This is a genomic window from Helicobacter suis (assembly GCF_902196125.1).
Classification (GTDB): Bacteria; Campylobacterota; Campylobacteria; order Campylobacterales; family Helicobacteraceae; genus Helicobacter; species Helicobacter suis_B.
Map to the genome: position 1 here is coordinate 1 of NZ_CABIKG010000001.1, position 21605 is coordinate 21605.

General features: G+C 39.8%; 21 protein-coding genes. 5 read left to right on the forward strand and 16 right to left on the reverse strand.

The features are described from left to right. Nucleotides 1–1093 precede the first annotated feature (1093 nt). From G6Q00_RS00005 to G6Q00_RS00015, 3 genes are read right to left on the reverse strand one after another with little or no spacing between them, the layout of a single operon-like run. Nucleotides 1094–1354 carry a hypothetical protein gene (locus G6Q00_RS00005; RefSeq protein WP_163531475.1) on the reverse strand — a complete coding sequence of 87 codons (261 nt, stop codon included), beginning with the start codon at nucleotides 1352–1354 and terminating at the stop codon, nucleotides 1094–1096. Further along, the gene (carA, locus tag G6Q00_RS00010) at nucleotides 1338–2453 is read right to left on the reverse strand and encodes a glutamine-hydrolyzing carbamoyl-phosphate synthase small subunit (RefSeq protein ID WP_163531570.1); all 1116 of its coding nucleotides are present in this window, start codon (nucleotides 2451–2453) and stop codon (nucleotides 1338–1340) included. Before carA ends, G6Q00_RS00005 begins: the two co-directional genes overlap by 17 nt. After that, complete coding sequence (locus G6Q00_RS00015; RefSeq protein ID WP_163498517.1) at nucleotides 2450–3001, reverse strand: DUF507 family protein; 552 nt, start codon at nucleotides 2999–3001, stop codon at nucleotides 2450–2452. Before G6Q00_RS00015 ends, carA begins: the two co-directional genes overlap by 4 nt. A 136-nt stretch (nucleotides 3002–3137) precedes the next feature. Between G6Q00_RS00015 and G6Q00_RS00020 the strand changes: the two genes are divergently transcribed. Then, nucleotides 3138–4847, forward strand: a complete 1710-nt coding sequence (locus tag G6Q00_RS00020) for a disulfide bond formation protein B (protein WP_163531476.1) — start codon at nucleotides 3138–3140, stop codon at nucleotides 4845–4847. Here G6Q00_RS00020 and G6Q00_RS00025 read toward each other — a convergent pair. Both G6Q00_RS00025 and G6Q00_RS00030 read right to left on the reverse strand, forming a co-directional pair. Continuing rightward, nucleotides 4813–5070, reverse strand: coding sequence for an HP0495 family protein (locus tag G6Q00_RS00025; RefSeq protein WP_163498515.1), 258 nt, complete (start codon nucleotides 5068–5070; stop codon nucleotides 4813–4815). The two genes, G6Q00_RS00020 and G6Q00_RS00025, sit on opposite strands and share 35 nt — an antisense overlap. Then, nucleotides 5054–5443, reverse strand: a complete 390-nt coding sequence (locus G6Q00_RS00030) for a YbgC/FadM family acyl-CoA thioesterase (protein ID WP_205426408.1) — start codon at nucleotides 5441–5443, stop codon at nucleotides 5054–5056. Before G6Q00_RS00030 ends, G6Q00_RS00025 begins: the two co-directional genes overlap by 17 nt. 302 nt (nucleotides 5444–5745) lie before the next feature. Between G6Q00_RS00030 and G6Q00_RS00035 the strand changes: the two genes are divergently transcribed. From G6Q00_RS00035 to G6Q00_RS00045, 3 genes are read left to right on the forward strand one after another with little or no spacing between them, the layout of a single operon-like run. Beyond that, a complete protein-coding gene (locus G6Q00_RS00035) occupies nucleotides 5746–7080 on the forward strand; it encodes a sodium-dependent transporter (RefSeq protein WP_163531477.1) in 1335 nt (444 codons plus the stop codon). Between the two features lie 10 nt (nucleotides 7081–7090). Then, the gene (locus G6Q00_RS00040; protein WP_163531478.1) at nucleotides 7091–8425 is read left to right on the forward strand and encodes a sodium-dependent transporter; all 1335 of its coding nucleotides are present in this window, start codon (nucleotides 7091–7093) and stop codon (nucleotides 8423–8425) included. Beyond that, the gene (locus tag G6Q00_RS00045; RefSeq protein WP_163498512.1) at nucleotides 8418–9464 is read left to right on the forward strand and encodes a phospholipase A; all 1047 of its coding nucleotides are present in this window, start codon (nucleotides 8418–8420) and stop codon (nucleotides 9462–9464) included. Before G6Q00_RS00040 ends, G6Q00_RS00045 begins: the two co-directional genes overlap by 8 nt. On the opposite strand, the gene G6Q00_RS00050 is transcribed toward G6Q00_RS00045, so the two are convergent. The 7 genes from G6Q00_RS00050 to acnB form a co-directional block, all read right to left on the reverse strand. Beyond that, nucleotides 9454–10398, reverse strand: coding sequence for a D-2-hydroxyacid dehydrogenase (locus tag G6Q00_RS00050; RefSeq protein WP_163531479.1), 945 nt, complete (start codon nucleotides 10396–10398; stop codon nucleotides 9454–9456). The genes G6Q00_RS00045 and G6Q00_RS00050 overlap by 11 nt on opposite strands. Beyond that, a complete protein-coding gene (locus tag G6Q00_RS00055; protein ID WP_163531480.1) occupies nucleotides 10395–11234 on the reverse strand; it encodes a cysteine ABC transporter substrate-binding protein in 840 nt (279 codons plus the stop codon). Before G6Q00_RS00055 ends, G6Q00_RS00050 begins: the two co-directional genes overlap by 4 nt. Nucleotides 11235–11276: 42 nt before the next feature. Continuing rightward, nucleotides 11277–12020 carry an amino acid ABC transporter ATP-binding protein gene (locus tag G6Q00_RS00060; RefSeq protein WP_163498509.1) on the reverse strand — a complete coding sequence of 248 codons (744 nt, stop codon included), beginning with the start codon at nucleotides 12018–12020 and terminating at the stop codon, nucleotides 11277–11279. 1 nt (nucleotide 12021) lies between these two features. Next, nucleotides 12022–12696, reverse strand: a complete 675-nt coding sequence (locus G6Q00_RS00065; protein ID WP_163531481.1) for an amino acid ABC transporter permease — start codon at nucleotides 12694–12696, stop codon at nucleotides 12022–12024. Beyond that, entirely contained in the window at nucleotides 12690–12959 is a 270-nt protein-coding gene (locus tag G6Q00_RS00070; protein ID WP_163531482.1) for a hypothetical protein, read from the reverse strand. The genes G6Q00_RS00065 and G6Q00_RS00070 overlap by 7 nt, the downstream gene beginning before the upstream one ends. Nucleotides 12960–13435: 476 nt before the next feature. Next, nucleotides 13436–14095, reverse strand: coding sequence for an amino acid ABC transporter permease (locus G6Q00_RS00075; RefSeq protein WP_163531483.1), 660 nt, complete (start codon nucleotides 14093–14095; stop codon nucleotides 13436–13438). A 59-nt stretch (nucleotides 14096–14154) separates the two neighbouring features. Next, complete coding sequence (gene acnB / locus G6Q00_RS00080; protein ID WP_163531484.1) at nucleotides 14155–16713, reverse strand: bifunctional aconitate hydratase 2/2-methylisocitrate dehydratase; 2559 nt, start codon at nucleotides 16711–16713, stop codon at nucleotides 14155–14157. Nucleotides 16714–16798: 85 nt separating this feature from the next. Here acnB and G6Q00_RS00085 point away from each other — a divergent pair, with 85 nt between their 5' ends. Continuing rightward, on the forward strand, nucleotides 16799–17491 hold the full coding sequence (locus G6Q00_RS00085) for an MqnA/MqnD/SBP family protein (RefSeq protein ID WP_163531485.1): 693 nt from the start codon (nucleotides 16799–16801) through the stop codon (nucleotides 17489–17491). On the opposite strand, the gene G6Q00_RS00090 is transcribed toward G6Q00_RS00085, so the two are convergent. From G6Q00_RS00090 to tyrS, 4 genes are read right to left on the reverse strand one after another with little or no spacing between them, the layout of a single operon-like run. Further along, nucleotides 17469–18194, reverse strand: coding sequence for a hypothetical protein (locus G6Q00_RS00090; RefSeq protein WP_163531486.1), 726 nt, complete (start codon nucleotides 18192–18194; stop codon nucleotides 17469–17471). The genes G6Q00_RS00085 and G6Q00_RS00090 overlap by 23 nt on opposite strands. Before the next feature lie 32 nt (nucleotides 18195–18226). Then, a complete protein-coding gene (locus G6Q00_RS00095) occupies nucleotides 18227–19300 on the reverse strand; it encodes an N-acetylmuramoyl-L-alanine amidase family protein (RefSeq protein WP_240330889.1) in 1074 nt (357 codons plus the stop codon). Between the two features lie 4 nt (nucleotides 19301–19304). Further along, on the reverse strand, nucleotides 19305–20396 hold the full coding sequence (locus G6Q00_RS00100; RefSeq protein ID WP_163531487.1) for a nitronate monooxygenase: 1092 nt from the start codon (nucleotides 20394–20396) through the stop codon (nucleotides 19305–19307). A gap of 9 nt (nucleotides 20397–20405) precedes the next feature. Then, the gene (gene tyrS, locus G6Q00_RS00105; protein WP_205426409.1) at nucleotides 20406–21605 is read right to left on the reverse strand and encodes a tyrosine--tRNA ligase; all 1200 of its coding nucleotides are present in this window, start codon (nucleotides 21603–21605) and stop codon (nucleotides 20406–20408) included.

The window sequence follows — 21605 nt, forward strand, 5'->3', positions numbered from 1 at the left end:
CTCACCGCCTTATTGAGTGTAATTCTTTTGGCTTTGTAATTTACCCTTTTACATAGGCTATTAACAATGAAAAAACAAATAACACTAAGAAAACCAAAAGCAATTTTAAAGGAAAAGAGAAAAAACGATAAAACCCTTTATTTTTGCAATCAATACAACTTATAAGGCTCTCGTTAAGATTTAACCCTAAAACCCTTTAATCTGACTAGCTTTCTTAGAAGCAAAAGTTGATTTTATCGTTGATAAACTTAAGGAATGCTGAAAAGTTTAGGAAGGTTTTTTGCAATGAGGTTTTATTATTGGGGTTGAATATTTACAATATTATTAGGGTTGAATATTATTAGGGTTAAAGCATTGTAGTAGCATTGTAGTAGCTAGGGTGAATTGTAGTAGCTAGGGTGAGTAACTTAGCATTTTGGTTTTTAAGATTTTTATTTTTAAGATTTTTATTTTTTAGTGGTGGGTTGGTGTTAGCTGGTGGTGGATTGTGATCTATATGACTATACGATCTAATGATTGTTTAGTTATCTAGTTACTCTGGTGAGTTTTTGATTTTTGTTAGGTTTTCTTAAAATTCTTTTAACTTGATTAAACTCTCTTAAAACTCTTTTAGCTCTTTAAACTTTCTTAAAGTTCTTAAACCCTTAAAGTCGTTTCAGCTTGGTTAAATTTTCTTAAATCTATCTCTTTTAGCTTGGTTAAGCTTTCTTAAATCTCTTTTAGTTTTGTTGAACTTTATTAAAACTCTTTTAACTTTCTTAAAGTTCTTAGAGTTTCTTTAACTTCTGTTAAACTTTATCAAAATTCTCTTGTTCTAGCTTGTAGTTTGTAGCTTAGTTAATTGGTTAAGCTTTCTTAAATCTCTTTTAGTTTTCTTAAAGTTCTCTTAGCTTGTTTTAGTTTTCTTTAAAGTAAAGTCTCTTAAACCTCTTTTAGTATTTGTTAACTCTCTTAAATCTTTTTTAGCTTTCTTAAATTTAGCTTTCTCAAATTTTATTTAAGGATTATCAATTCTCTAAATCTAAGGATTATCCGTTTTTTAAGAATAACCAACTTTTTAAGGATTATCAATTTTTTTAATTTTTTTAAAGAATTACCCATTCTTTAAAGAACTATCTTGTGGATTTTGGGAATTATCTTGACTTAAAGGATTATCCTGATTTAAATTCTGATTTAAATTTAAAGGGCTATCTTGATTTAGTAGATTATCCAGTGTATCTAAATCATGGCCTATTTCTTTAAGTTCATTTGCAATTTGTGCTAGTTGCTCCTCTACATGGCTTAAATCATCTTTGATTTCTTCAAATTCTTCAAAGAGTTCATCAATGTTTTGGGTGTTATTCTCTGCTTTCATGGAGCATTCTTGTGAAGTGGTGGAAAATATAAAGCCCATCATGGGGACCAGGACTAGCCTCAGGGTGGTGCTGGATAGAAAGAATGGGGGCGTTGTTATAACTCACCCCTTCTATCGTGCCGTCAAATAAATTTTGGTGGGTAAGGGTGGCTATTTTTAAGAGCTGATCGGGTACACAATAATTATGGTTTTGGGCGCTAATTTCAATGCGCCTTGTGGCTAGACTAAGCACAGGGTGGTTACTCCCATGGTGGCCAAATTTAAGTTTGTAGGTGTTATAGCCATGGGCGATGCTAAGAAGTTGGTGTCCTAAACAAATACCCAAAATAGGAATTTTAGCCTCAATTAGATCACTAATTTCATGGATAGCATTTTTTAAGAAAAGTGGATCACCCGGACCATTAGAAATTAAAATCCCTACAATCTCCCCCTTTTTATAAGCCTCTATTAGCGTGCTTGCCTTGCTCTCTGGGGCAAAACACAAAGGTTTTAAACCTACCTGTACAAGACAATTTAAAATATGGCGCTTCACCCCAAAATCTAGCACAGCTACACAGCGCGGGTTATCTTTCTCTTGATACTCTAGGCTTGTAAAGTCAAAATAGCCTTGTGTGTGGGGTTTTGTAGGAAAAAAGGGGGGGATAAGATGTTTTGTGGGGTTTGAAGCCTGCAAAAGTTTTTGTAGCTCTAATTTATCTAAATTATCTGTAGAGACAATAGCCCGCATCGCCCCCTCATCTCTAAGCATTCCTACCAATGCGCGGGTATTAAGCCCACATAGCCCTAAAATCCCTTGTTTTTGTAAAAACGCCCCTAAACTTTGTTTAGCTCTAAAATTAGAATAACAACTAGGATAATTTCGTACCAAAACACCCGCACAAAAGCTATGAGAGGATTGCATGTCCATTCTGTTAATCCCCACAACCCCCACCTCAGGGGCGCTAAACACCACAAACTGCCCGCAATAACTTGGATCGCTAATGATCTCCTCATACCCGCTCATGGCCGTGTTAAACACCACCTCACCCACCACAAGCCCACAAGCCCCAAAACTCTGCGCTTCTAAAAATAACCCGTTTTCAAATAAAAGAGTGGCTATAGAAAACCCTTTTTGCGTAATTCTTCCTCATACATGCGATCAAAGACTAGTTCGTATTCATCGCTACCCACAGGAAGTTTTCGTTTGTAATTTTTGATCTTCTCGCTCACTTCTAATTCTACGCTCTCATAAAGCTTAGCGTAGGTGTCTATGGATTTAAAGATCACATTGCGGATTAAGTTTTCTGAAACAGAAAACATCAGCAAATCCTCTTCTAAAATTTTTTCTAAAATTTTATGTGAAAGAAGATTGCAACGATCTTCCCAGCCTAAAACAAAATCCTCTTTAAGCGCTAATTGTTTTTTAATCATCCAGAAAAGTTGGCGCTCGTCCATGCGCATGAATTCTATTTCATCTAGGTTTTCTTCTAATAAATCCCGCGCTTTATGATCAATGGCAACTTCTTGATCTACATTTTCCTGTACCACAGAAAGCGTAATTTGGGTTAGAGATTCTAAAGTGCCTTTGAGTTCTAAAAGGGTGGATTGGACTAGATCTTGGGCGATTTTATTAACGATGTAGCGGATGTGGTTTGGTTTTAATCTCATCTTTTGCTCCATCTAATCTTTTAAATTGGGCGCTATTTTAACATAATCTAGCAGAAAAATTATTGCTAAAAAATTGCAGAATTGGCGATTAACTTTGACATGTTAGAATTTGCGGATTTTTTTATACCGGAGTTAAATGCAGGCGCGTACCTTTTATTTTCTCTTTTCTCTGGCTATTATCGCTATTATAGCCTTTCCTGTGGGTATTGCAAATTTGATCTTGGGCTTTGTCTACCATGATTCCCCTTGTATTTTATGCTGGGCTGAGCGCCAAAGCATGGTTTATATCGCCCTATCTGGTTTGTTTATTCTGCGCTATGGGCTCAAGCCTAAGTATGTCGCTCTTATGTTACTCATCATTGTAGGGGGGTTGTATCAAAGTTTTTATCATCTAGGTAACCACGCGCTTGAAGATGTAGGACAAGGTTTTGCGCTCACTATTTTTAGGCTACACACCCAGTTTTGGGCTGAATTAGTGTTTTGGCTAGCCGCGCTTGTTTTGGGTTCTTTATTATTCTTTGTACCTAATTTTAACACCCAAGATCACCCCCGCCAACTCACCCGCTCCAATCGCTGGGCTTTTGCTATTTTTAGTGCGCTGGCTGCCTCTAATATGCTCCAAGCCTTTATTTCTACTGGACCTTTTCCCTATCTAGGGCATGGCAATCCGATTCGCTTTTCTTGGAAATTTGCTGAAAATATTTGGAGTACGCAAAGTTGGAATTACATGGGCTTTCCTAGAATGTTTAGCAAACGCATAGTAGACAAACCCATTTTAGCTAACCAAGAATACCCTTTTGATCGCAATTATCACCATGCCCCTATTGTGATCACCAAAGAATTAAGCCTTTTAGAGCAAAGAGTCAGCAAATTATCTTTAAATTCCCCTATTAGCGATCTTAACTTTCTAGCCGCTTCTAAAGACAAACAACAACAAAAACAACCCCCCAATGCACCAACAGATTTACTAGGCGGTTTTGGTATAGAAAAACCCATTTCAGAAGGCTGTGCTCCCGCGCTTAAACCCCCGCCCTATCATTTTTCCCCAGATGTATTTGCAGGTAATAATGCTTTGTTTAAAAATGCCTTTTTAATCACTACCCAAAATGAAGGGTTATACATCGTAGACACAACGCTACAAAAAGTCTTGGCACATCTGATCTTAGATAGACATTACTCTGTAACGGTGGGAAGTCTTGTGGGGGCAAATATGGTGGGTAGCACAATTCGTCTCATGGGTGCTAATAAAAGCAGTGTAGATGTACACTACAATCCCAAAGCCCATAATAACTTCCCTAATTTTCTAGTAGGGGCGCATCATTTTGATGAGATTGGCCGTAGCCGCTTGCGCACTAGCCGCGCCTCTACTCATTATATTTTGAGTGCTAGAAGTGATGGTATCCACACTTATATGCTCACAGTCCCTAATAAGTACTACAAAAAACTAATCTTAGTTAGCATGCTCGATCAAGATTTAGGTTTGAGTTCTGAGAGTGTTGTGCAAACTTCTAAACGCACACCGCTTAAAAATAACCGCACTCTAGGGGAATTTTACATTACAGGGCTTTCTATTTATCAAGGGCGACTCTTTGCGCTAAGCAGGGCCTATAACGCCTTGTTGGTGATTAATCCTTATGATGCCACGATCATAGATGCCTATGGATTGCCCAGTTTAATTAAAAACCCTAGTGCCCTAGCTTTCATGGATAACCAGCTTATTATCACCGGTTACTCCAAACACCACGATATTTTTTACACTTTAGATATTTCTAATCTCTCTTTAGATTTACCCCCCGCAGAAAAACCCACCCTTAAAGCACCCACTTTACAAACGCATGGTTGCTAAGCTTTTCAAAAAGGGCGTAGCGTTGCGCGTCGCTACTCACTACTAAAGAGAGTTTCATGCTGGTGTATTTGCCCTGAGCACTGGTGTTTTTGGTATAAACTTGATACTTAAGATTTTCTAAGAGATGGGGCAATTCCTCTAAAAGGGCTTTTGGCTTATCTGTAATGAGGCTATACTCCCATAGGCAGGGGTAGGTAATAGTTGCTTTATGCGTAGAATCCATGCAATATCTTTAAGAAGGAATCAGGGATAGCCACCGGTCTTTTAGTGGATAAATCAATAAAGCCTAATTTAATTTGCATGCTAAAAAGCAATGTGGGTTCATTTTCTAGCCTTAAAATTTCTTGTTGTAAACTTAGGCGTACCTTTTTAAGCGCGATGGGCTTTGTGATCACTTCTAAAAAATCCCCTAAAAGCGCTGGGGCTATAAAGTCTGCTTGCAAACCTTTAATCACAAACCCATACCGATCACTTTGTGGGGTAGTGTTAGCTTGAAAAAAAACCTCACTTCTAGCCCTCTCGCAGTACTTAAGATAGTTAGCATGGTAGACAAAACCCGTGCTATCTGTATCCTCGTAATAAACTCTTAATTGCATGCGCTCCCCTATAATGTGGGATCAGGCCATGTTTTTTTGACATACTCCCCATAGCTAAAGCTAGGAGATTGACGGGATCATCAAGGCTTGCCCGCTAGGCGGGTCTTACAGTCTCTACTCCAAGAGTTGATGCCCCAACTCTGTCTGCGATTATAGCACAAGACCTTTAGCATGCGCCTTATATCCTCATAGCTGAAGCTTGCGGGCTTTAGCGCGCAGTGGGTAAAGATATGGTAAACCTTAATAATTATCATGCTAAAATGCGTACTTTTTTTATCATTCCACCAAGAAAGGAGATTTAGGTGCATAGCTTTTCGAGATTAGGTTTTGTATTAGCTGCTTTAGGAAGCTCGATAGGCTTAGGGCATATTTGGCGCTTTCCTTACATGGCTGGAACTAGCGGTGGGGGCGGTTTTGTGATCTTATTTTTAATTCTTGCACTCACCGTCGGGCTTACTATGCTTATTGCTGAAATGGTGATTGGGCAAAGTACCCAAAAAGATGTCGCCTCTGCCTTTGATGCACTCGATCCACACCCCACCACAAGGCGCTGGAAATACGCAGGTTTGATGCTCTTTACAGGCCCTATTATCTTAACTTTTTATTCCATTGTTTTAGGTTGGGTGTTTTATTATTTATTTGTCGTGAGTTTTAACTTACCCACAGATGTTAAAACATCAGAACAAATCCTTAATAATCTCTTAGAAGATTCTATTCTTAAACAACTAGCCGGTTTTAGTTTGACTTTATGGCTTACGGCGTGGATTGTTTCTAAGGGAATTAAAGATGGGATTGAAAAACTTAATTTTGTTTTAATGCCCTTGTTGTTCATTATCTTTATTGGTCTATTAATCTATGCTAGCACCCAAAATTCTTTTGGTAAGGCTTTAGATTTCATGTTTGGTATCCGCATGGCAGATATTAACCAAAAAGTTTTTGTCAATGCCTTAGGACAGGTTTTCTTTGCGCTTAGTTTAGGCATTGGGATTAATATCGCCTATGCCTCTTCTACCCACCACAAACAAGACTTACTCCAAAGCGCAATTTGGGTGGTTTTACCCGGTATTTGTATCTCTCTTATTGCCGGTTTAATGATCTTTACCTTTGTCTTTGAATACGGGGCTAACCCCTCACAGGGTCCGGGTCTTATTTTTGTATCCTTACCTGTAGTTTTTTCTAAAATGGGTATGGTAGGGAGTGTGGTTTCTATTCTTTTCTTATCCGCCCTAGCTTTTGCAGGCATCACCTCCACTATTGCTTTATTAGAACCTCCCGTGCGCTATTTAGTGGATAAAAACTATTCGCGCACAAAGGCTACTTGGCTTGTTACACTAGGGATCTTTCTTGTGGGTATCCTTTTGATTTTTTCTCTTAATAAAGCCTACAAACCCCATCTTAGTTTTTTTAATAAAGATCTCTTTGATTTAACAGACTTCTTCTCTACTTCTATTCTCATGCCTTTATGGGGGTTAGTCTCAGTTATCTTTGTAGGCTGGGTGGTGAGTAAAACTAAACTCTATGCGGTGAGTCTGCATTTTTTGAGTAAACGGGTTTTTTTAACATGGGTGTTTCTTTTAAAATATATCGCTCCTTTGGTTATTCTCATTATTTGGGTGGTTAAACTCATCCAAGGTTAGGGGGTAAAGTTTGGGTTTTTCAAGACTCGGATTTATTTTAGCCACTTTGGGTAGCTCAATTGGGCTAGGCCATATTTGGCGTTTTCCTTACATGGCAGGTAGCAATGGTGGGGGGGCTTTTGTTTTGCTCTATCTTGGCTTAACTTTAAGCTTAGGTATTACCATGCTATTAGTGGATATGATCATTGGAAACTTAGGGCGTAAAGATGTTGTATCTTGTTATGAGCACCTTAATACTAAGCATAAGAAAGTCTGGCGCTTTAGCGCTATTTTTCTATGTGCAGGGCCTATTATTCTCTCTTTTTATGCAGTTGTACTAGGCTGGGTATTTTATTATCTTGTTGTAGTTAGTTTTCATTTGCCTAGCTCTTTAAAGGCCTCTAAAGCCTTATTTGTACACCTTAGCACTGTAGATTTATTTTGGCCAATTGTAGGTTTTAGTCTATGGTTGTGGCTCACTGTTTATATCGTATCTAAGGGCATTAAAGAGGGGATTGAACGGTTAAGCTTGTATCTCATGCCTCTTTTATTTTTGGTTTTTATCGGGCTTTTAATTTATGCCATGTCCATGCCAAGTTTCCATCAAGCTCTCCACTATATGTTTATCTTTGATACTAGCAAGATCACCATATCCGTTTTAATTGACGCACTAGGACAAATGTTTTTTTCTTTGAGTTTAGGTGTGGGGACTATTAGCACCTATGCCGCTTTTACTAAATCTGATGAGAATTTATTAGGGAGTTCTTTATGGGTGGTTTTACCCGGTATTGCTATCTCTCTAATTGCTGGTTTGATGATTTTTACCTTTATTTTTAATTTCCACGGTGAACCCTCACAAGGGGTGGGTTTAGTCTTTATTTCTCTACCACTTGTATTTTACCAAATGGGATTAGCCGGCTCTATTATAGCCCTCTTATTCTTTTTAGCCTTAATTTTTGCAGGCATCACCTCTACTGTTTCTATCGTTGAGCCTACTGTTTTATATTTAATGCACCATTTTAAATGGAGTCGCACCCGAGCATGTTGGTTTGTTGGTTTATTAACTTATATTTTAGGTTTATTGGTTATTCTATCTGGTTGTAAAGATTATGCGTCAATGCTTACTTTTGGGGGCAAGAATATTTTTGCTTGGACGGACTTTATCACCTCTAGTGTACTTATGCCTTTGGGTGGGTTATTTTCTGTGATCTTCTTGGGCTATTTCATGGATAAAAAACGCATTTACAAGTCTAGTAAACGCTTTTTGAGTCGCTTAGGTTTTTTAGTGTGGTTTTTTGCGGTGCGCTTTGTCGCACCTGTGGTTGTCTTTTTAATTTTAGTTTTACAATTTAGTAAAAATGCGTAGAATTGTACTAGCATTTGTTTTGCTAGCTACACTCAAAGCAGATTTTCTTAACCCACAAATTAAAAAGGACGATGATCCCATTTCTATCAACTTTTACAAACCTTGGTACTACAATCTTAAAAATAGCTGGGAGGTTGCACCTAAAAAAGCTAAAAAGCGCAATATTCTTATAGAATTTGCTAAAAAATACCTAGATATTATGGAATATAGGGGAACTTATTTTCTACCCCTTTATTATAGCTTTACACCTATTTATCAGTGGTATCACCCGGATATTAATCGCTACCAACCTGTAGATTTTAAATTCCAAATTAGTTTTAAAGTGCCTGTGATTCACCATTTTCTCTACACAAAAGGTACGCTTTATTTAGCCTATACTGAAACTAACTGGTTTCAAATCTATAATAACCCCCAAAGCGCGCCCATGCGCATGGTTAACTACATGCCCGAACTCATTTACATTTACCCGCTTAAAATCCCGCTTTTTAAAAAGAGTTGGGGGAGCTTTAGCGAGTTTTGGATCGGCTGGCAGCATATTTCTAATGGTATTGGGGGTAGGCAGTGTTACCAGCCCTATGCAAATGGCAATGCCTTAGGGGCTTTTCCGGGAAATCCGGTAACAGTGATTAAAGAAGATGGCCAAAGGGTGTATGAGGGGGGCTGTCGCTCTGTAAGTGCGGGGCAGCGCCCGGTATTTCACTTAGTGTGGCAAAAGGGGGGGTTAAAAATCAATGTGGCTTACTGGCCTTATATCCCTTATAACCAATCTAACCCCGATTTGATCGCTTACATGGGTTATGGAAATGCCTTAGTGGATTATCGCAGAGGAAGGCATCATTTTGAACTTAGACTCTATGATATTTTTACAGACTATTGGCGCTATAGGCGTTGGCATGGGGCAATTCGCATAGGCTATACTTTCAGGATTAGCCGCTTTGTAGGGCTTTATTTGCAGTATTTTAACGGCTATGGAGACGGGCTTTATGAGTATAATGTCTTTTCTAATCGCTTTGGGGTGGGTATTCGCCTTAACCCCTAGTTTGTAAATATTGCTTTACATTTTCAATCGTGGCTGTAATGAGTTTTTTAATTGAATCTCCATAACCCCATGCAATATGTGGCGTGAGTAAAAGTTTAGGCTGGATACTTGTATCTAAAAAGGGGTGATTAGCCACCATAGGCTCTTTTTCTAGCACATCTGTAGCGTAGTAGAAGTTTTGCTCTTTAAGCGCCTTAGCCACCTCCTGCTCATTAACAATCCCACCCCGCCCTACATTGATCAAAATAGCCCTTTCTTTAAGAAGTTTAAGCTCTTTGGTGCGGATTAAATTATAGGTTTGGTTATTAAGAGGCGCGTGGATAGAGATCACATCGCTTTCTTGTAATAAAGTTTCTAGGGGTTTTTGCGGGTAAGTATTATCGCTATTGCGCCCACTGGTGGAGGTATAGCTCACATGCGCGCCAAAACTTTGGGCAATGCGCGCTACATTTTTACCAATCGCCCCAAGCCCAATAATTCCCCATTGCCTATTTTCTAAAGAGATTAAATCTTTATTAAAGTGGGTAAAAATCTCGCTTTTGCAATACTCCCCGCTCTTGCAGTAGTGATCGTAATAGGCCATGTTAGAAAGCAGACTCAAAGCTAAAGCAAAGGTGTGCATGGTAACGCTGTGAGTAGAATAGCCGGCGACATTTTTAATTTGTATGCCTAGTTCTTTTGCCACAGCGTGATCGATCATATTTGTACCGGTAGCGGTGATACAGATACATTTAAGTTTGGGAAGGGATTTTAAAGTTTGTCCATCAAGTGGGACTTTATTTAAAATCACAATCTCAGCCTCTTTACAGCGCTCTAGCACTAAATCTTGAGAAGTTCCCGGATAAGAGATAAGCTCTACAAATTCAGCCAAAGCGTCTAACTTATTTTTACGCCCTAGAGAAAGCGCCTCTAGTACAACAGCTACAGGTTTCATTGCTCAAAAATAACCGTGCTAGGATTAATATCATTGCCATAAATAGGTTTAAGCGTGGTGTTATAAGCCTCCTTCATAAAACCACTTTTAGTGAGTTTGTCTATTTCTTGATCAAGCCAATCTAATAAAGCCTTATCGCCCTTTTTCACCGCTGGAGCGATCACATCTTGCTCGCCTAAATTAGGAATGCCTACTTTAAATTCGGGGTTTTGCTTCACCCATGCAAATAAAAGCGTGTTGTCATGGGCTAGGGCTATTCCGCGGTTATTTTTAAGAGCCAAGAAAGTTTCGGTATTTTGATCGTATTTAAGTAGGTGGATAGAAGGGTAATTTCTGGAGAAGTAAAAATCTGCTGTTGTACCTTTGTTGACAATTAAGGGTTGATTTTTACTCTTTAGATCGGCTATGCTTTTAATCACCCCATCTTTAGACACCACGCCTAAGGCCACTTTCATATAAGGTTTAGCAAAATCCACTACCGCCTCTCTTTCTCTAGTCTTAGTAAAATTAGCCATGATCACATCTACTTTATTGGCTTTCAAAAACTCCACCCGAGCGGCTGCCTCAACGGGGATAAATTGGATCTTTTTTGCATCGCCTAATAAGTCTTTAGCTATTTGCTTAGCAATATAGACATCAAAACCTTGATATTGCCCCTTGCTATCTACAAAGCCAAAGGGGGGTTTATCGCTAAAAACCCCCACTTTTAATATTCCCCTCTCTTTGATAGCAGAAAGCCCCTCTTGAGCCTTAGACTTGTGATCAGAACACCCGCTTATAAAAAAGAGCGCTAGCAAAGCGCTTAGACCTCCCAAAACCCTTAAAAACACACGCATACAAAACTCCTTGCTAAAATTGCCCAGTCTAACAGCAAAAAACTAACAAGCGCCTAAAAAATTAAAAATTTCTAAAAATTTTTGTGCCCGCTTGGATTTGGGTGAGGTGAAAAATTCTTGTGGGGGGGCTTGTTCTACTACTTGCCCTTGATCAAAAAATACAATGCGCTCAGCTACTTTTCTAGCAAACTTCATTTCATGGGTTACAATAATCATACTCATTCCCTCACTAGCTAACTCTAAAATCACTTCTAGCACTTCTTTAACCATTTCTGGATCAAGCGAAGCGGTTACTTCATCAAAAAGCATCACCTCTGGCTCCATGCACAACGCGCGCACAATGGCTACTCTTTGCTTTTGTCCCCCGCTAAGCTCTCTTGGATAGGCTTGTTTTTTATGCTCTAATCCTACGCGTTTTAAAAGAGTGATGGCCCTTTCTTCTACTTCCTCTTTAACGCGTTTTTGTACTTTTAAAGGCCCTAGTAAAATATTTTGTAAGACGCTTAAATGGGGAAAAAGTTCATAACTTTGAAAAACCATGCCAATATGTTGGCGGATTTGATTCCAATTTGTCTTAGGCGCGCTGATCTCTTGCCCTTTAAAAAAGATTAAACCTCCCTGTATGGGCTCTAACCCATTTAAACAGCGCAGAAAAGTACTTTTACCACAGCCACTAGGCCCTAAAATCACCACCGCCTCACCCTTCTCTAGTTTAAAATCAATGCCATTAAGCACGACATGATCAACATAGGCTTTTTTGAGTTGTTTGGTTTCTAAGATTGGCATACTAGCCCCTATGGTATTTTTTCTCTAGCCACTTGCTTAAGCAAGAGAGCGGGTAGCAAAGCAAAAAGTACACCCCAAAAATCAAAGCATAGACATAAAAACTCGCATGGGGCATTTTAAAGAGATTAATTTCAATCATTTGTTGGCCTACCTTTAATAAATCTATCGCACCGATTAAAGATACAAGCGAGGTGGTTTTAATCATGCGGGTAAAGAGATTAACACTAGAGGGTAAAAGGGCAAGAAAAGCTTGGGGAAAAAGAATAAAAAAGGTAATTTGCATGGGTTTTAAGCCTAAAGCTTTTGCGCTATAAGTTTGGTGTGGGCTAATAGAGGTAAGCGCGCCTCTGGTTAAATCCATCATTTCAGCTATACCCCACACACTAAAAACCACCACGCTAGCAAGCTCTGCACTAATGTGTAAGTTAAACCATGCAGAAAGCCCAAAATACACCACAAAGAGCCAAACAAGCAGGGGGATAATGCGCACACTCTCTAAATACAAATGGCATAAAAAGCGCACAGATTTAGTACAAAAAGCCATCACAACCCCCATTAAAAGCCCCCCGATAATAGAAATAACAATAGAAAGCAGGGCGATAAATAGCGTGGTTTTAAGCCCCTCTATTAAGCGGGCTAGATTATCCACCCCTAATAAAGACAAGCTCTCTAGCATGTTTGATCTTGATAAGAAGTTTTTACAATTAAGGGCGTGGTTTTCATCTCTTGTATGCTTATAGCATTAAAATCTCTATGGAGGTAAATAAAGCAGTTAATAGAGGCTTTAAGCCTTTGGCTAGTTTCTTGCATGCCTTGTATTTTAGATAAAACACTTTGATAATTAGGGTGTATTTTTATGATGTAGATTTTAAACACAAGTAGGGTTTGATAACCGTTATCTAGCCTAAAATACGCCCCTTTTTTAATCATTTTTTGCAAAACCCCACTTGTCTTTAGCGGGTGGAAAATGCCACCTATTCTCGCTTTTGTGGTACAACGCCCACATAAATTCGTATCTAGCGCAGGGAGTGCTAAAAGTTACACCTTTGGCAAATTGATGCGATTTGACTTGTAGGGAAGCTTTTTGGACGCTCAAACTCTGTAAAATCTCTACTATAAGGGCACAGAGTGAGAACCAAACTATCCTTACGGGCAACATCAGCCAAGCAAGCCTAAATCTTTTTAGCATTTGGGTACTTTACAAGACTTATCTAAGTAGATCACAAAATCCTCTTTAAGCCAAGAGAAATATAACCCTTAAGCCAAAGGATAAACGCGTTCTTATGATTTAAGATATTTAAAAGGGCTATGATCACAGCATAACCCCCTAAAAGACTCTTTGTTAAAGGATTTTGTAACAAGAGAATAAATAACCAACGCAGAATTTTTACAAGTTCAAAGAGCAAGCAAAACCCCTACCATGTTTTTTTCTTATAGAATTGCTCAAGGGCTCTAAAAAGTAGGCTCAAAGGCAATAAAACCACCAAATAAGTTAAAACTAACAAAATAAGCGCTTCTGTGGTTTTATAATAAATGCCAATCAGATCCTTAGCCACAAACATCACATCTGCTAGAGCAATGGCGCTTACAACAGAGGTTTCTTTTAATAGAAAAATAACATTAGCGCCTAAAGAGGGTAAAGAGATAGCTAGACTTTGGGGGAGTAAAACATAATAAAGGCTTTGTAAGCGATTTAATCCCAAACTTAAAGCCGCCTCTATCTGCACTTTAGGCAGGGCTTTTAAACCGAGTAAAAAACTCTCTGCCATGTAAGCCCCCCCTAAAAAAGAAAGCCCGATAATCGCACATTGCATAGCGCTTAAAGAAAAACTCATTTCTTTCAAGCCGTAGTATAAAAAGAAAAGCTGGATAAGAAGGGGGGTGTTTCTAGCAATTTGTACATACACCCGCGCACAGGGCGCAAAAAAGGGTGTTTTAAAAAATAGAAAAAGTGCTATCAAAAAACCTAGCAAAGTTGCGCCTAAAATCCCAAAAAAAGCGATAAAGAGGCTAATTTTTAAACCCTGCGCAAAAGCAGGAATTGCATGCAACATAAAAGGCCAATCAAGCTCCAAGCTATACCCTTTGCCCCTTTAAAATTTCAGGAGCATATAGGGTTGTGCTTAAAATAAGCTTATAAACTAAAAGACTCCATGAGATGAAAATTCATGTAGCGATAAATTTCAGATTTGCGCGCCTCTAGTTTGTCGGCTACTAGCTCCAAATATTCGCTAGAGGTGGGGATTTTACCCAGCAGGGCACAGACTGCACCAAGTTCAGCACTGCCTAAATACACCTGCGCGCCTTTGCCCATGCGGTTATCAAAGTTGCGGGTGGAGGTAGAAAACACCACCGCATTATCACGCACCCGTGCCTGATTGCCCATGCACAAACTACAGCCCGGAACTTCCGTACGCGCCCCTGCTGCCCCAAAGATAGCAAAATAACCCTCTTGTGTGAGCTGTTTTTCATCCATTTTAGTAGGAGGCACAATCCAAAGGCGGATAGGCGAAGCCCCCGCACCCTTTACAATTTCCCCAAAGGCTCTAAAATGCCCAATATTAGTCATGCAACTCCCGATAAAGACTTCATCAATTTTATGGGGTCGTTTGGGATTATTAAGCACTTCGCTAAGCGTGGCTACATCGTCTGGATCATTAGGGCAGGCCAAAATGGGTTCTTTAATCTCATTTAAATCAATTTCAATTATAGCGGCGTACTCAGCATCTGCATCCGGTTCAAGTAAAACGGGGTTATTAATCCAGCTTTGCATTTTTTGCGCCCGCCTTCTTAAGGTTTCTTGGTGCTCATAGCCATTGACAATCATTTGCTCAATGAGTTTGATATTAGAGCTTAGATATTCAATAATAGGCTCTTTATTTAAGCGCACAGTACAAGCTGCCGCACTTCTTTCAGCACTCGCATCGCTAAGCTCAAAGGCCTGTTCAATTTTGATATTGCCAAGCCCCTCAATCTCTAAAATCTTGCCATTAAAAATATTCTTCTTGCCCTTTTTCTCTACGGTGAGTAAGCCTTGTTTGATCGCATAGTAGGGAATGGCATTAACTAGGTCTCTAAGCGTAATACCCGGTTGCATTTGCCCTTTAAAGCGCACGAGCACAGATTCAGGCATGTTTAAGGGCATGGTTCCGGTTACGGCTGCAAAAGCCACAAGCCCGCTACCAGCTGGAAAACTAATCCCAAGAGGGAAACGAGTATGGCTATCGCCCCCAGTGCCTAAAGTATCGGGTAAGCCCATGCGATTTAGCCAAGAGTGGATAATCCCGTCTTTGGGTCTGAGCGCTACCCCGCCCCTGCTAGTAAAAAATTGCGGTAAAGTGGCTTGTAAACGCACATCAGAGGGTTTTGGATAGGCCGCAGTGTGGCAAAAAGATTGGAGTACAAAATCTGCCTCAAAATGCAGGCTAGCTAACTCTTTAACTTCATCGCGCGTCATTGCCCCTGTGGTGTCTTGACTGCCCACAGTGCTAGCAAGCGGTTCACAATATGTCCCGGGGCGCACGCCCTCTACCCCGCATGCTTTCCCCACGATTTTTTGGGCTAGGCTGTAGCCTTTATTGCTTTCTTTAGGTTGTTTAGGTTTAGCAAAAACATCAGAGGGGGGGAGGTTTAGAAATTTACGCGCCTTGTTAGTCAAAGAGCGCCCAATAATTAGAGGAATGCGCCCCCCCGCGCGGTATTCATCGGCTAGAGTGGTGGGTTCTAATTTAAAAGAACTAACCACATTGCCTTGTTTGCAAATTTCACCCCTATAAGGGTAGACCTCAATTATATCGCCCTCTTTTAAGTCTTTTACATCTGCTATTATGGGCAAAGCCCCGCTATCCTCGCAAGTAGCAAAGAAAATAGGCGCAATCACGCCTCCGATAACCACACTCCCCGTTCTTTTATTGGGTACATAAGGAATATCCTTCCCAAAATGCCACATGATAGAGTTAGTCGCGCTTTTGCGTGAACTACCTGTACCCACCACATCGCCTACATACACTACCGGTATACCCTTAGATTTGATATTCATCAAGCGTTCTTGGCAATTTTCTATGCGATTTTTTAGCATGGCATTAGCATGCAGGGGAATATCGCTACGGGTAAAAGCATCGCTAGCTGGGCTTAAATCATCAGTATTAGTTTCCCCATCAATTTTAAGCACGCACAGTTCTAGTTTTTCAGGTAAAGCCGGTTTATTTAAAAACCACTCCGCCTCAGCCCAAGATTTTAAAACCTCTTTTGCAAGGGGGTTAGTTTGGCTAAGTTTAGCGATGATCTCAAAAGAGTTATAAACAAGTAAAGTTGATTTAAGAGCATTACAAGCAGCCTTAGCAATTTCTGTATCGCTACTTTGCAAGGCTTCAATTAAAGGCGCAACATTATAACCCCCAAGCATAGTCCCTAAATACTCTACCGCCTCTAGGGGGCTGAAATGTACGCATTCTACTTTTTTACTCACAAGATTGGCTAAAAATTCTGCTTTAACCTTTGCCCCTTCATCTACGCCCGGGCTCACACGATGAATCAACAAATCCTTAGCCTCGCTACACTCTGTTTTATCATTAGAGTATAAAAGAATATTGACCACTCTTTCTACTTGTTCTGCATTTAAAGGCAAGGGGGGGATATGCTCCCTAGCACGCTCTCGCGTGATTTGTTGGTATTCTTGTAAAAAATTCAACATATCAACTCCTTCTAGGTTTATCTGAGTAGTATATAACAACTCGGTTATTTTTTTGCCATGTCTAAAAGATTATTAAAGGTTATGTATGCGCTTTGGAAAAATTGATTATTTAAATTTACTCCCCTTTGATGTTTTTATTAAGGCCTACCCCACACCCTCTTTTTTCAAACAGTTTTTAAACCACAAAAAAACCTACCCGGCTAAACTTAATCGCGATTTTCTCTTTAAACGAATCGACGCGGGCTTTATTTCCTCTATTGCCGGTTTTAATTCTTGGCGCAAAAGACAAGTTACCCCCTGTGGCATTATTGGAGAAAAGCAAGTACTTAGTGTTTTAGTGGTGCTAACTGAGCCTAAAATGGATAGCCAATCAGACACTTCTAACGCTCTTTGCCAAGTTCTTGGGCTTAAGGGTCAGGTTTTAATCGGGGATAAGGCTTTATGCTTTTACTACCAACAAGGAAATAAACCGGATTTTATAGACATGGCCACCTGCTGGTATCAAAAAAGAAGATTGCCCTTTGTATTTGGCCGTTTTTGTTTCCAATCCCATCATTCTTTTTATCAAAACCTAGCCCGCGCCTTTTATGCTAAAAAAGTCAAGATTCCTTTTTATATCTTAGAGCAAAGAGCCCATGCTAGCCAGCTAAAACGCGTACAGATTGTAGAGTACCTTAAGTATATTAAATATCGTTTGCGTGCTAAAGAGGAATTTTCTTTGCGCTGTTTTTACCGTGAATTGCGTCTTAAAAGAATTAAGCCACCCCGTCGTTTTTAAAGCTAGTGTACATCCACTCTGCATACCACCCTAAAAAGCCTAGTAAATAAAACGACCAACGGGCTTCGTTATAGCGCTCTGTTTGGAATAAAATAGGCGCACTCAATAAAAACACTAAAATTCCGGCTATTAGCACTAATAAATTAGCATATTCATACAGCCCAAAATATTCTTTATGCCTAGCAAGTAAAACCAGCAATAACACTAATCCAAGACAAAATAAAATCCAATCAAACCATGCTTGTAAGCTGTGGGTTAAAAAATAAGTTTGTAAACCGCTAGCAAAGAGAGTAACCAAACAGGTATTAAGAGAGGGGGCAAAAAAAGTTAGGGTTTTACTTTTAAGTTTTTTACTTCTGAAATGAAACCAAATCATTCCTAATAGAAAAAACGCAAGATAGAAAAAGAACGCGAATAAAAAAGCAGGGGTGGGGATAGGGGGGATAAAGCATAAATACATGAAGAGTACCCCCCCGATAAATGCCACGATTTGGGGAATGAGTGCGTGGTTTTTATGCCATGCACAAAGTACGAGGTAAACAAGAGATATAAATACACCACAGATATAAAGAAAAGAAATTAGGGGGCGGTAAAAATGCTTATTAAAGATACTAAAGAGTTGTGTAAAATCATTAGCAAAGGTAGAGAGCAATAAAGAAAGACTAGTGATCACAAAGAGGATAAAAAAAATTGAGGAAAACACCACCTTGTAAAAATTGATTTTTTGCATGAGAATCAATAGTTTTTGCTAATAAAGCTTTGTACGCCATCAGCAATTCCTTTTGCTAAAGCCTGTTGGTAGCGTTTATCCTGAATGCGTTTAGATTCTTTAGGATTAGAATTATAGCCAATTTCAATGAGCACAGAGGGCATGAGTGCCCCGGCTAATACCCAAAAAGGACCTTCTCTAACACCCCCATCCACTACATCCTTATAGATGTGGCGTAATCTGTTTAAAATCCCAAATTGGATATCGATGGCTAATTTATTGGAAATAATCAGGCGTTGGGAATTAAGCGAATTTAAAAAGGAGAGTTTAGAAAAGTAATCCATGACTTTTACATCATCTTGGTTTTCTTGCTCAGCCACTTTACGCGCCCTTTCACTGCGAGCTGTAGAGAGAAAATAGGTTTCTACACCTTGAGGATTGGTATTACTGTGCTTGGGGATAGAATTAGCATGGATAGAGATGAAAAGATCGGCGTTTTTATTGTTGGCAAATTCAGTACGCGTCTTTAAATCCACATAGCTATCTTTGTTGCGAGTCATGTAAACTTGATAAGCGCGGTTTTGGAGTTCTTGTTGCAAATATTTAGCCACCGCTAGTACAATACGCTTTTCACAAACACCATTAACACCCACTGCCCCACAATCATGCCCGCCATGCCCGGGATCAATAACGACTTTAAAGCGCTTAGGTTTCTTTAAAGGGGGGTCTTTTAAGGGAGGTTTAGACTGAGCGATTAAAAATTCTTCTAGGAAAACATAGAGATGATTATGGGTTAGTTTGAGACGGTAGGCCATGTTTTTGTGGATATTAATCCACACCTTAACTAGCTTTCCTGAAGTGATTTTAACAGAAGTCTGGTTAGCAAAGCGGTAGTTTCTAGGAGCGAGCATGAGCTTAGCATGGATTTGTAAAAGGGCTTTAAAGCGATTAAGCGCTATTTCTTTAAAAACACTGCGATTAATATCTTGGTTGAAAGTGATGCGCAAATTACTAACACCAAAGGGGACAACCTCTGTAATTTTAAGTACATGGGCATAAAGCCCTAGTTGTAATAATAAGCAGACTAAAAAATAGCGCACCCATTCAATCCAAAATCAGCTCTTGCACGAGTTCATGCACACTGATAATTTTTTCAATTCTATACCCATTAGCCCCCGTAAAATACAGACCCTCTGCGCGATTGCCTTGATGGGCGCGGCCTAATCCATCGGCAATACAGTAGCCCACTTTTCTAGCCTCCTCACCGCGGTTACAAGGACTCACACAATTACTCACACAAGCAATTCTAGGCGCATTACCCTCTTTAATGCGCTCAAGTACACCGGTGTTAATCGCACGGGCTGGATAACCTACGGGGGATTTGATCAGTACAATATCCTCTTTCTTTAAAGAGGGTAGAATCTGTGCATAGACTTTAGCATCGCATTCTTTAGTGCCTAAAAAGCGCGTGGCCATTTGTACCCCGCTTGCGCCCAAAGAAAGCATTTTATTAATGTCTTTGCGATCCCAAATACCCCCAGCGGCAATGATAGGGATATGGCCCCACTCTTTACTAGCCTCTACAATACCGGGTACTAAATTTTCTAACTGGAATTCCTCTTTAAAACAATCCTCGTATTTAAACCCTTGATGCCCCCCACTTAAAGGGCCCTCTACAATCACCGCATCGGGGATCTTTTTATAGCGCGCACTCCAGCGCTTACAAATAATATGCAAAGCTTTAATAGAGGAAATGATAGGCACAAGGGCTACGCTGGGAAAATCTTTTGTAAATTCAGGCATGTTAGTGGGTAGCCCGGCTCCGGTAATAATCACATTAGCCCCCGCTTCACAGGCATCGCGCACCACCCGCCCATATTCATTAATCGCATGCAAGATATTAGCCCCTAGCGGATTAGACCCACAGATTTTACGGGCGTTTTTAAAGATTTCTATCAAAGCTTGTTTGGAGTAAAAATTAAGGGCTTCAAAAGGCTTTTTGGCCACGATTTTTTCTACAAAACGCATGTTTTTATAATAACCCGTGCCTACGGCTGAAATCACGCCTAAAATCCCCTCTTTAGCGGCATTGCCGGCTAGTTCGTCCCAGCTAATTCCAACCCCCATGCCCCCCTGAAAAATAGGGTATTTAAGAATGTGTTTACCGATTTTAAGCGGTTTGAGTGTGGAGATCATGTACATTCTTTAGGCAATGATAGCCCGTATAAATTTTCTCTTGCCCACTTGCACAATATAACTCCCTTTAGAAAATTGGTACTGTTCATCGGTAATGACTGTTTGATTGATGCGCACCCCACCGGCTTTAATATCTCGCCTTGCCTGCGAGGTAGAAGGGCTGAGTCCTGCACTTTTAAGAAGCGTGGCAATCCAAACCCCTTCGCTAAATTGCATCTGCACAAGTTCACTAGGGATTTGTTTATGGCTGATGCGATCAAATTCTGCTTTGGCATCTTGGGCCTGTTTTAAAGAGTGTAAACGGGTTGTGATCTCTAAGGCTAACTCTTCTTTGATAGCTTTTGGGTGTAATTTTTCCTCTTGTACGCCCTGTTTTAAAAGGGCAATTTGTTGGCTTGTTTGGGCGCTTAAAAGCTCATAATAGCGCCACATCAAATCATCGCTAATACTTAGCAGTTTGGCATACATGTTTTTTGGATCTTCACTCACACCAATATAATTACCCAAACTCTTACTCATCTTATGCACCCCATCAAGCCCTTCAAGTAAGGGCATGGTCAACACGCTTTGTTCCTTAGAAAGCCCATAAGATCGCTGTAAAAAGCGCCCCACCAATAAATTAAACTTCTGATCGTTGCCTCCTAATTCAATATCACACTCTAAAGCCACAGAGTCATAACCTTGTAAAAGCGGATATATAAACTCCACTACGCTAATGGGCTTATTCTCTTTATAGCGTTTCTCAAAATCATCGCGCTCAAGCATTCTAGCTACTGAGAATTTAGAAGTCAAGACAAGTAACCCTTCTGCTCCTAGTGGCTTTAACCATGCACTATTAAAACACACATCGGTTAAATCCGGATCTAAAATTTTAAACACCTGTTCTTTATAAGTTTTAGCATTTTCTAACACTTCCTCAAAGCTTAAAATCTTGCGCGTTTCACTCTTGCCACTAGGATCGCCTATAGTGGCGGTAAAATCTCCAATCACAAACTGCACCAGTGCGCCATGCTTTTGTAAAGTGGCTAGTTTATTAAGCAAAACCACATGCCCTAAATGCAAATCCGGAGCGGTGGGATCAAACCCAGCTTTAGCGCTAAAGCGATCCCCTGTTTTATAAAATCTCTCTACTAAGCTTTGTAAATACTCTAAACCAATGCATTCTCCCATGCCCCTTGTGATGTCTGCCATAGCGTGTTTAATTTCCAT

Coding starts and splice junctions, on each gene's coding strand:
- G6Q00_RS00005 (WP_163531475.1), bottom strand. CDS start 1,354: ATGAAAGCAGAGAATAACACCCAAAACATTGATGAACTCTTTGAAGAA.
- G6Q00_RS00015 (WP_163498517.1), bottom strand. CDS start 3,001: ATGAGATTAAAACCAAACCACATCCGCTACATCGTTAATAAAATCGCC.
- G6Q00_RS00020 (WP_163531476.1), top strand. CDS start 3,138: ATGCAGGCGCGTACCTTTTATTTTCTCTTTTCTCTGGCTATTATCGCT.
- G6Q00_RS00025 (WP_163498515.1), bottom strand. CDS start 5,070: ATGGATTCTACGCATAAAGCAACTATTACCTACCCCTGCCTATGGGAG.
- G6Q00_RS00030 (WP_205426408.1), bottom strand. CDS start 5,443: ATGCAATTAAGAGTTTATTACGAGGATACAGATAGCACGGGTTTTGTC.
- G6Q00_RS00045 (WP_163498512.1), top strand. CDS start 8,418: ATGCGTAGAATTGTACTAGCATTTGTTTTGCTAGCTACACTCAAAGCA.
- G6Q00_RS00050 (WP_163531479.1), bottom strand. CDS start 10,398: ATGAAACCTGTAGCTGTTGTACTAGAGGCGCTTTCTCTAGGGCGTAAA.
- G6Q00_RS00055 (WP_163531480.1), bottom strand. CDS start 11,234: ATGCGTGTGTTTTTAAGGGTTTTGGGAGGTCTAAGCGCTTTGCTAGCG.
- G6Q00_RS00060 (WP_163498509.1), bottom strand. CDS start 12,020: ATGCCAATCTTAGAAACCAAACAACTCAAAAAAGCCTATGTTGATCAT.
- G6Q00_RS00065 (WP_163531481.1), bottom strand. CDS start 12,696: ATGCTAGAGAGCTTGTCTTTATTAGGGGTGGATAATCTAGCCCGCTTA.
- acnB (WP_163531484.1), bottom strand. CDS start 16,713: ATGTTGAATTTTTTACAAGAATACCAACAAATCACGCGAGAGCGTGCT.
- G6Q00_RS00085 (WP_163531485.1), top strand. CDS start 16,799: ATGCGCTTTGGAAAAATTGATTATTTAAATTTACTCCCCTTTGATGTT.
- G6Q00_RS00100 (WP_163531487.1), bottom strand. CDS start 20,396: ATGATCTCCACACTCAAACCGCTTAAAATCGGTAAACACATTCTTAAA.
- tyrS (WP_205426409.1), bottom strand. CDS start 21,605: ATGGAAATTAAACACGCTATGGCAGACATCACAAGGGGCATGGGAGAA.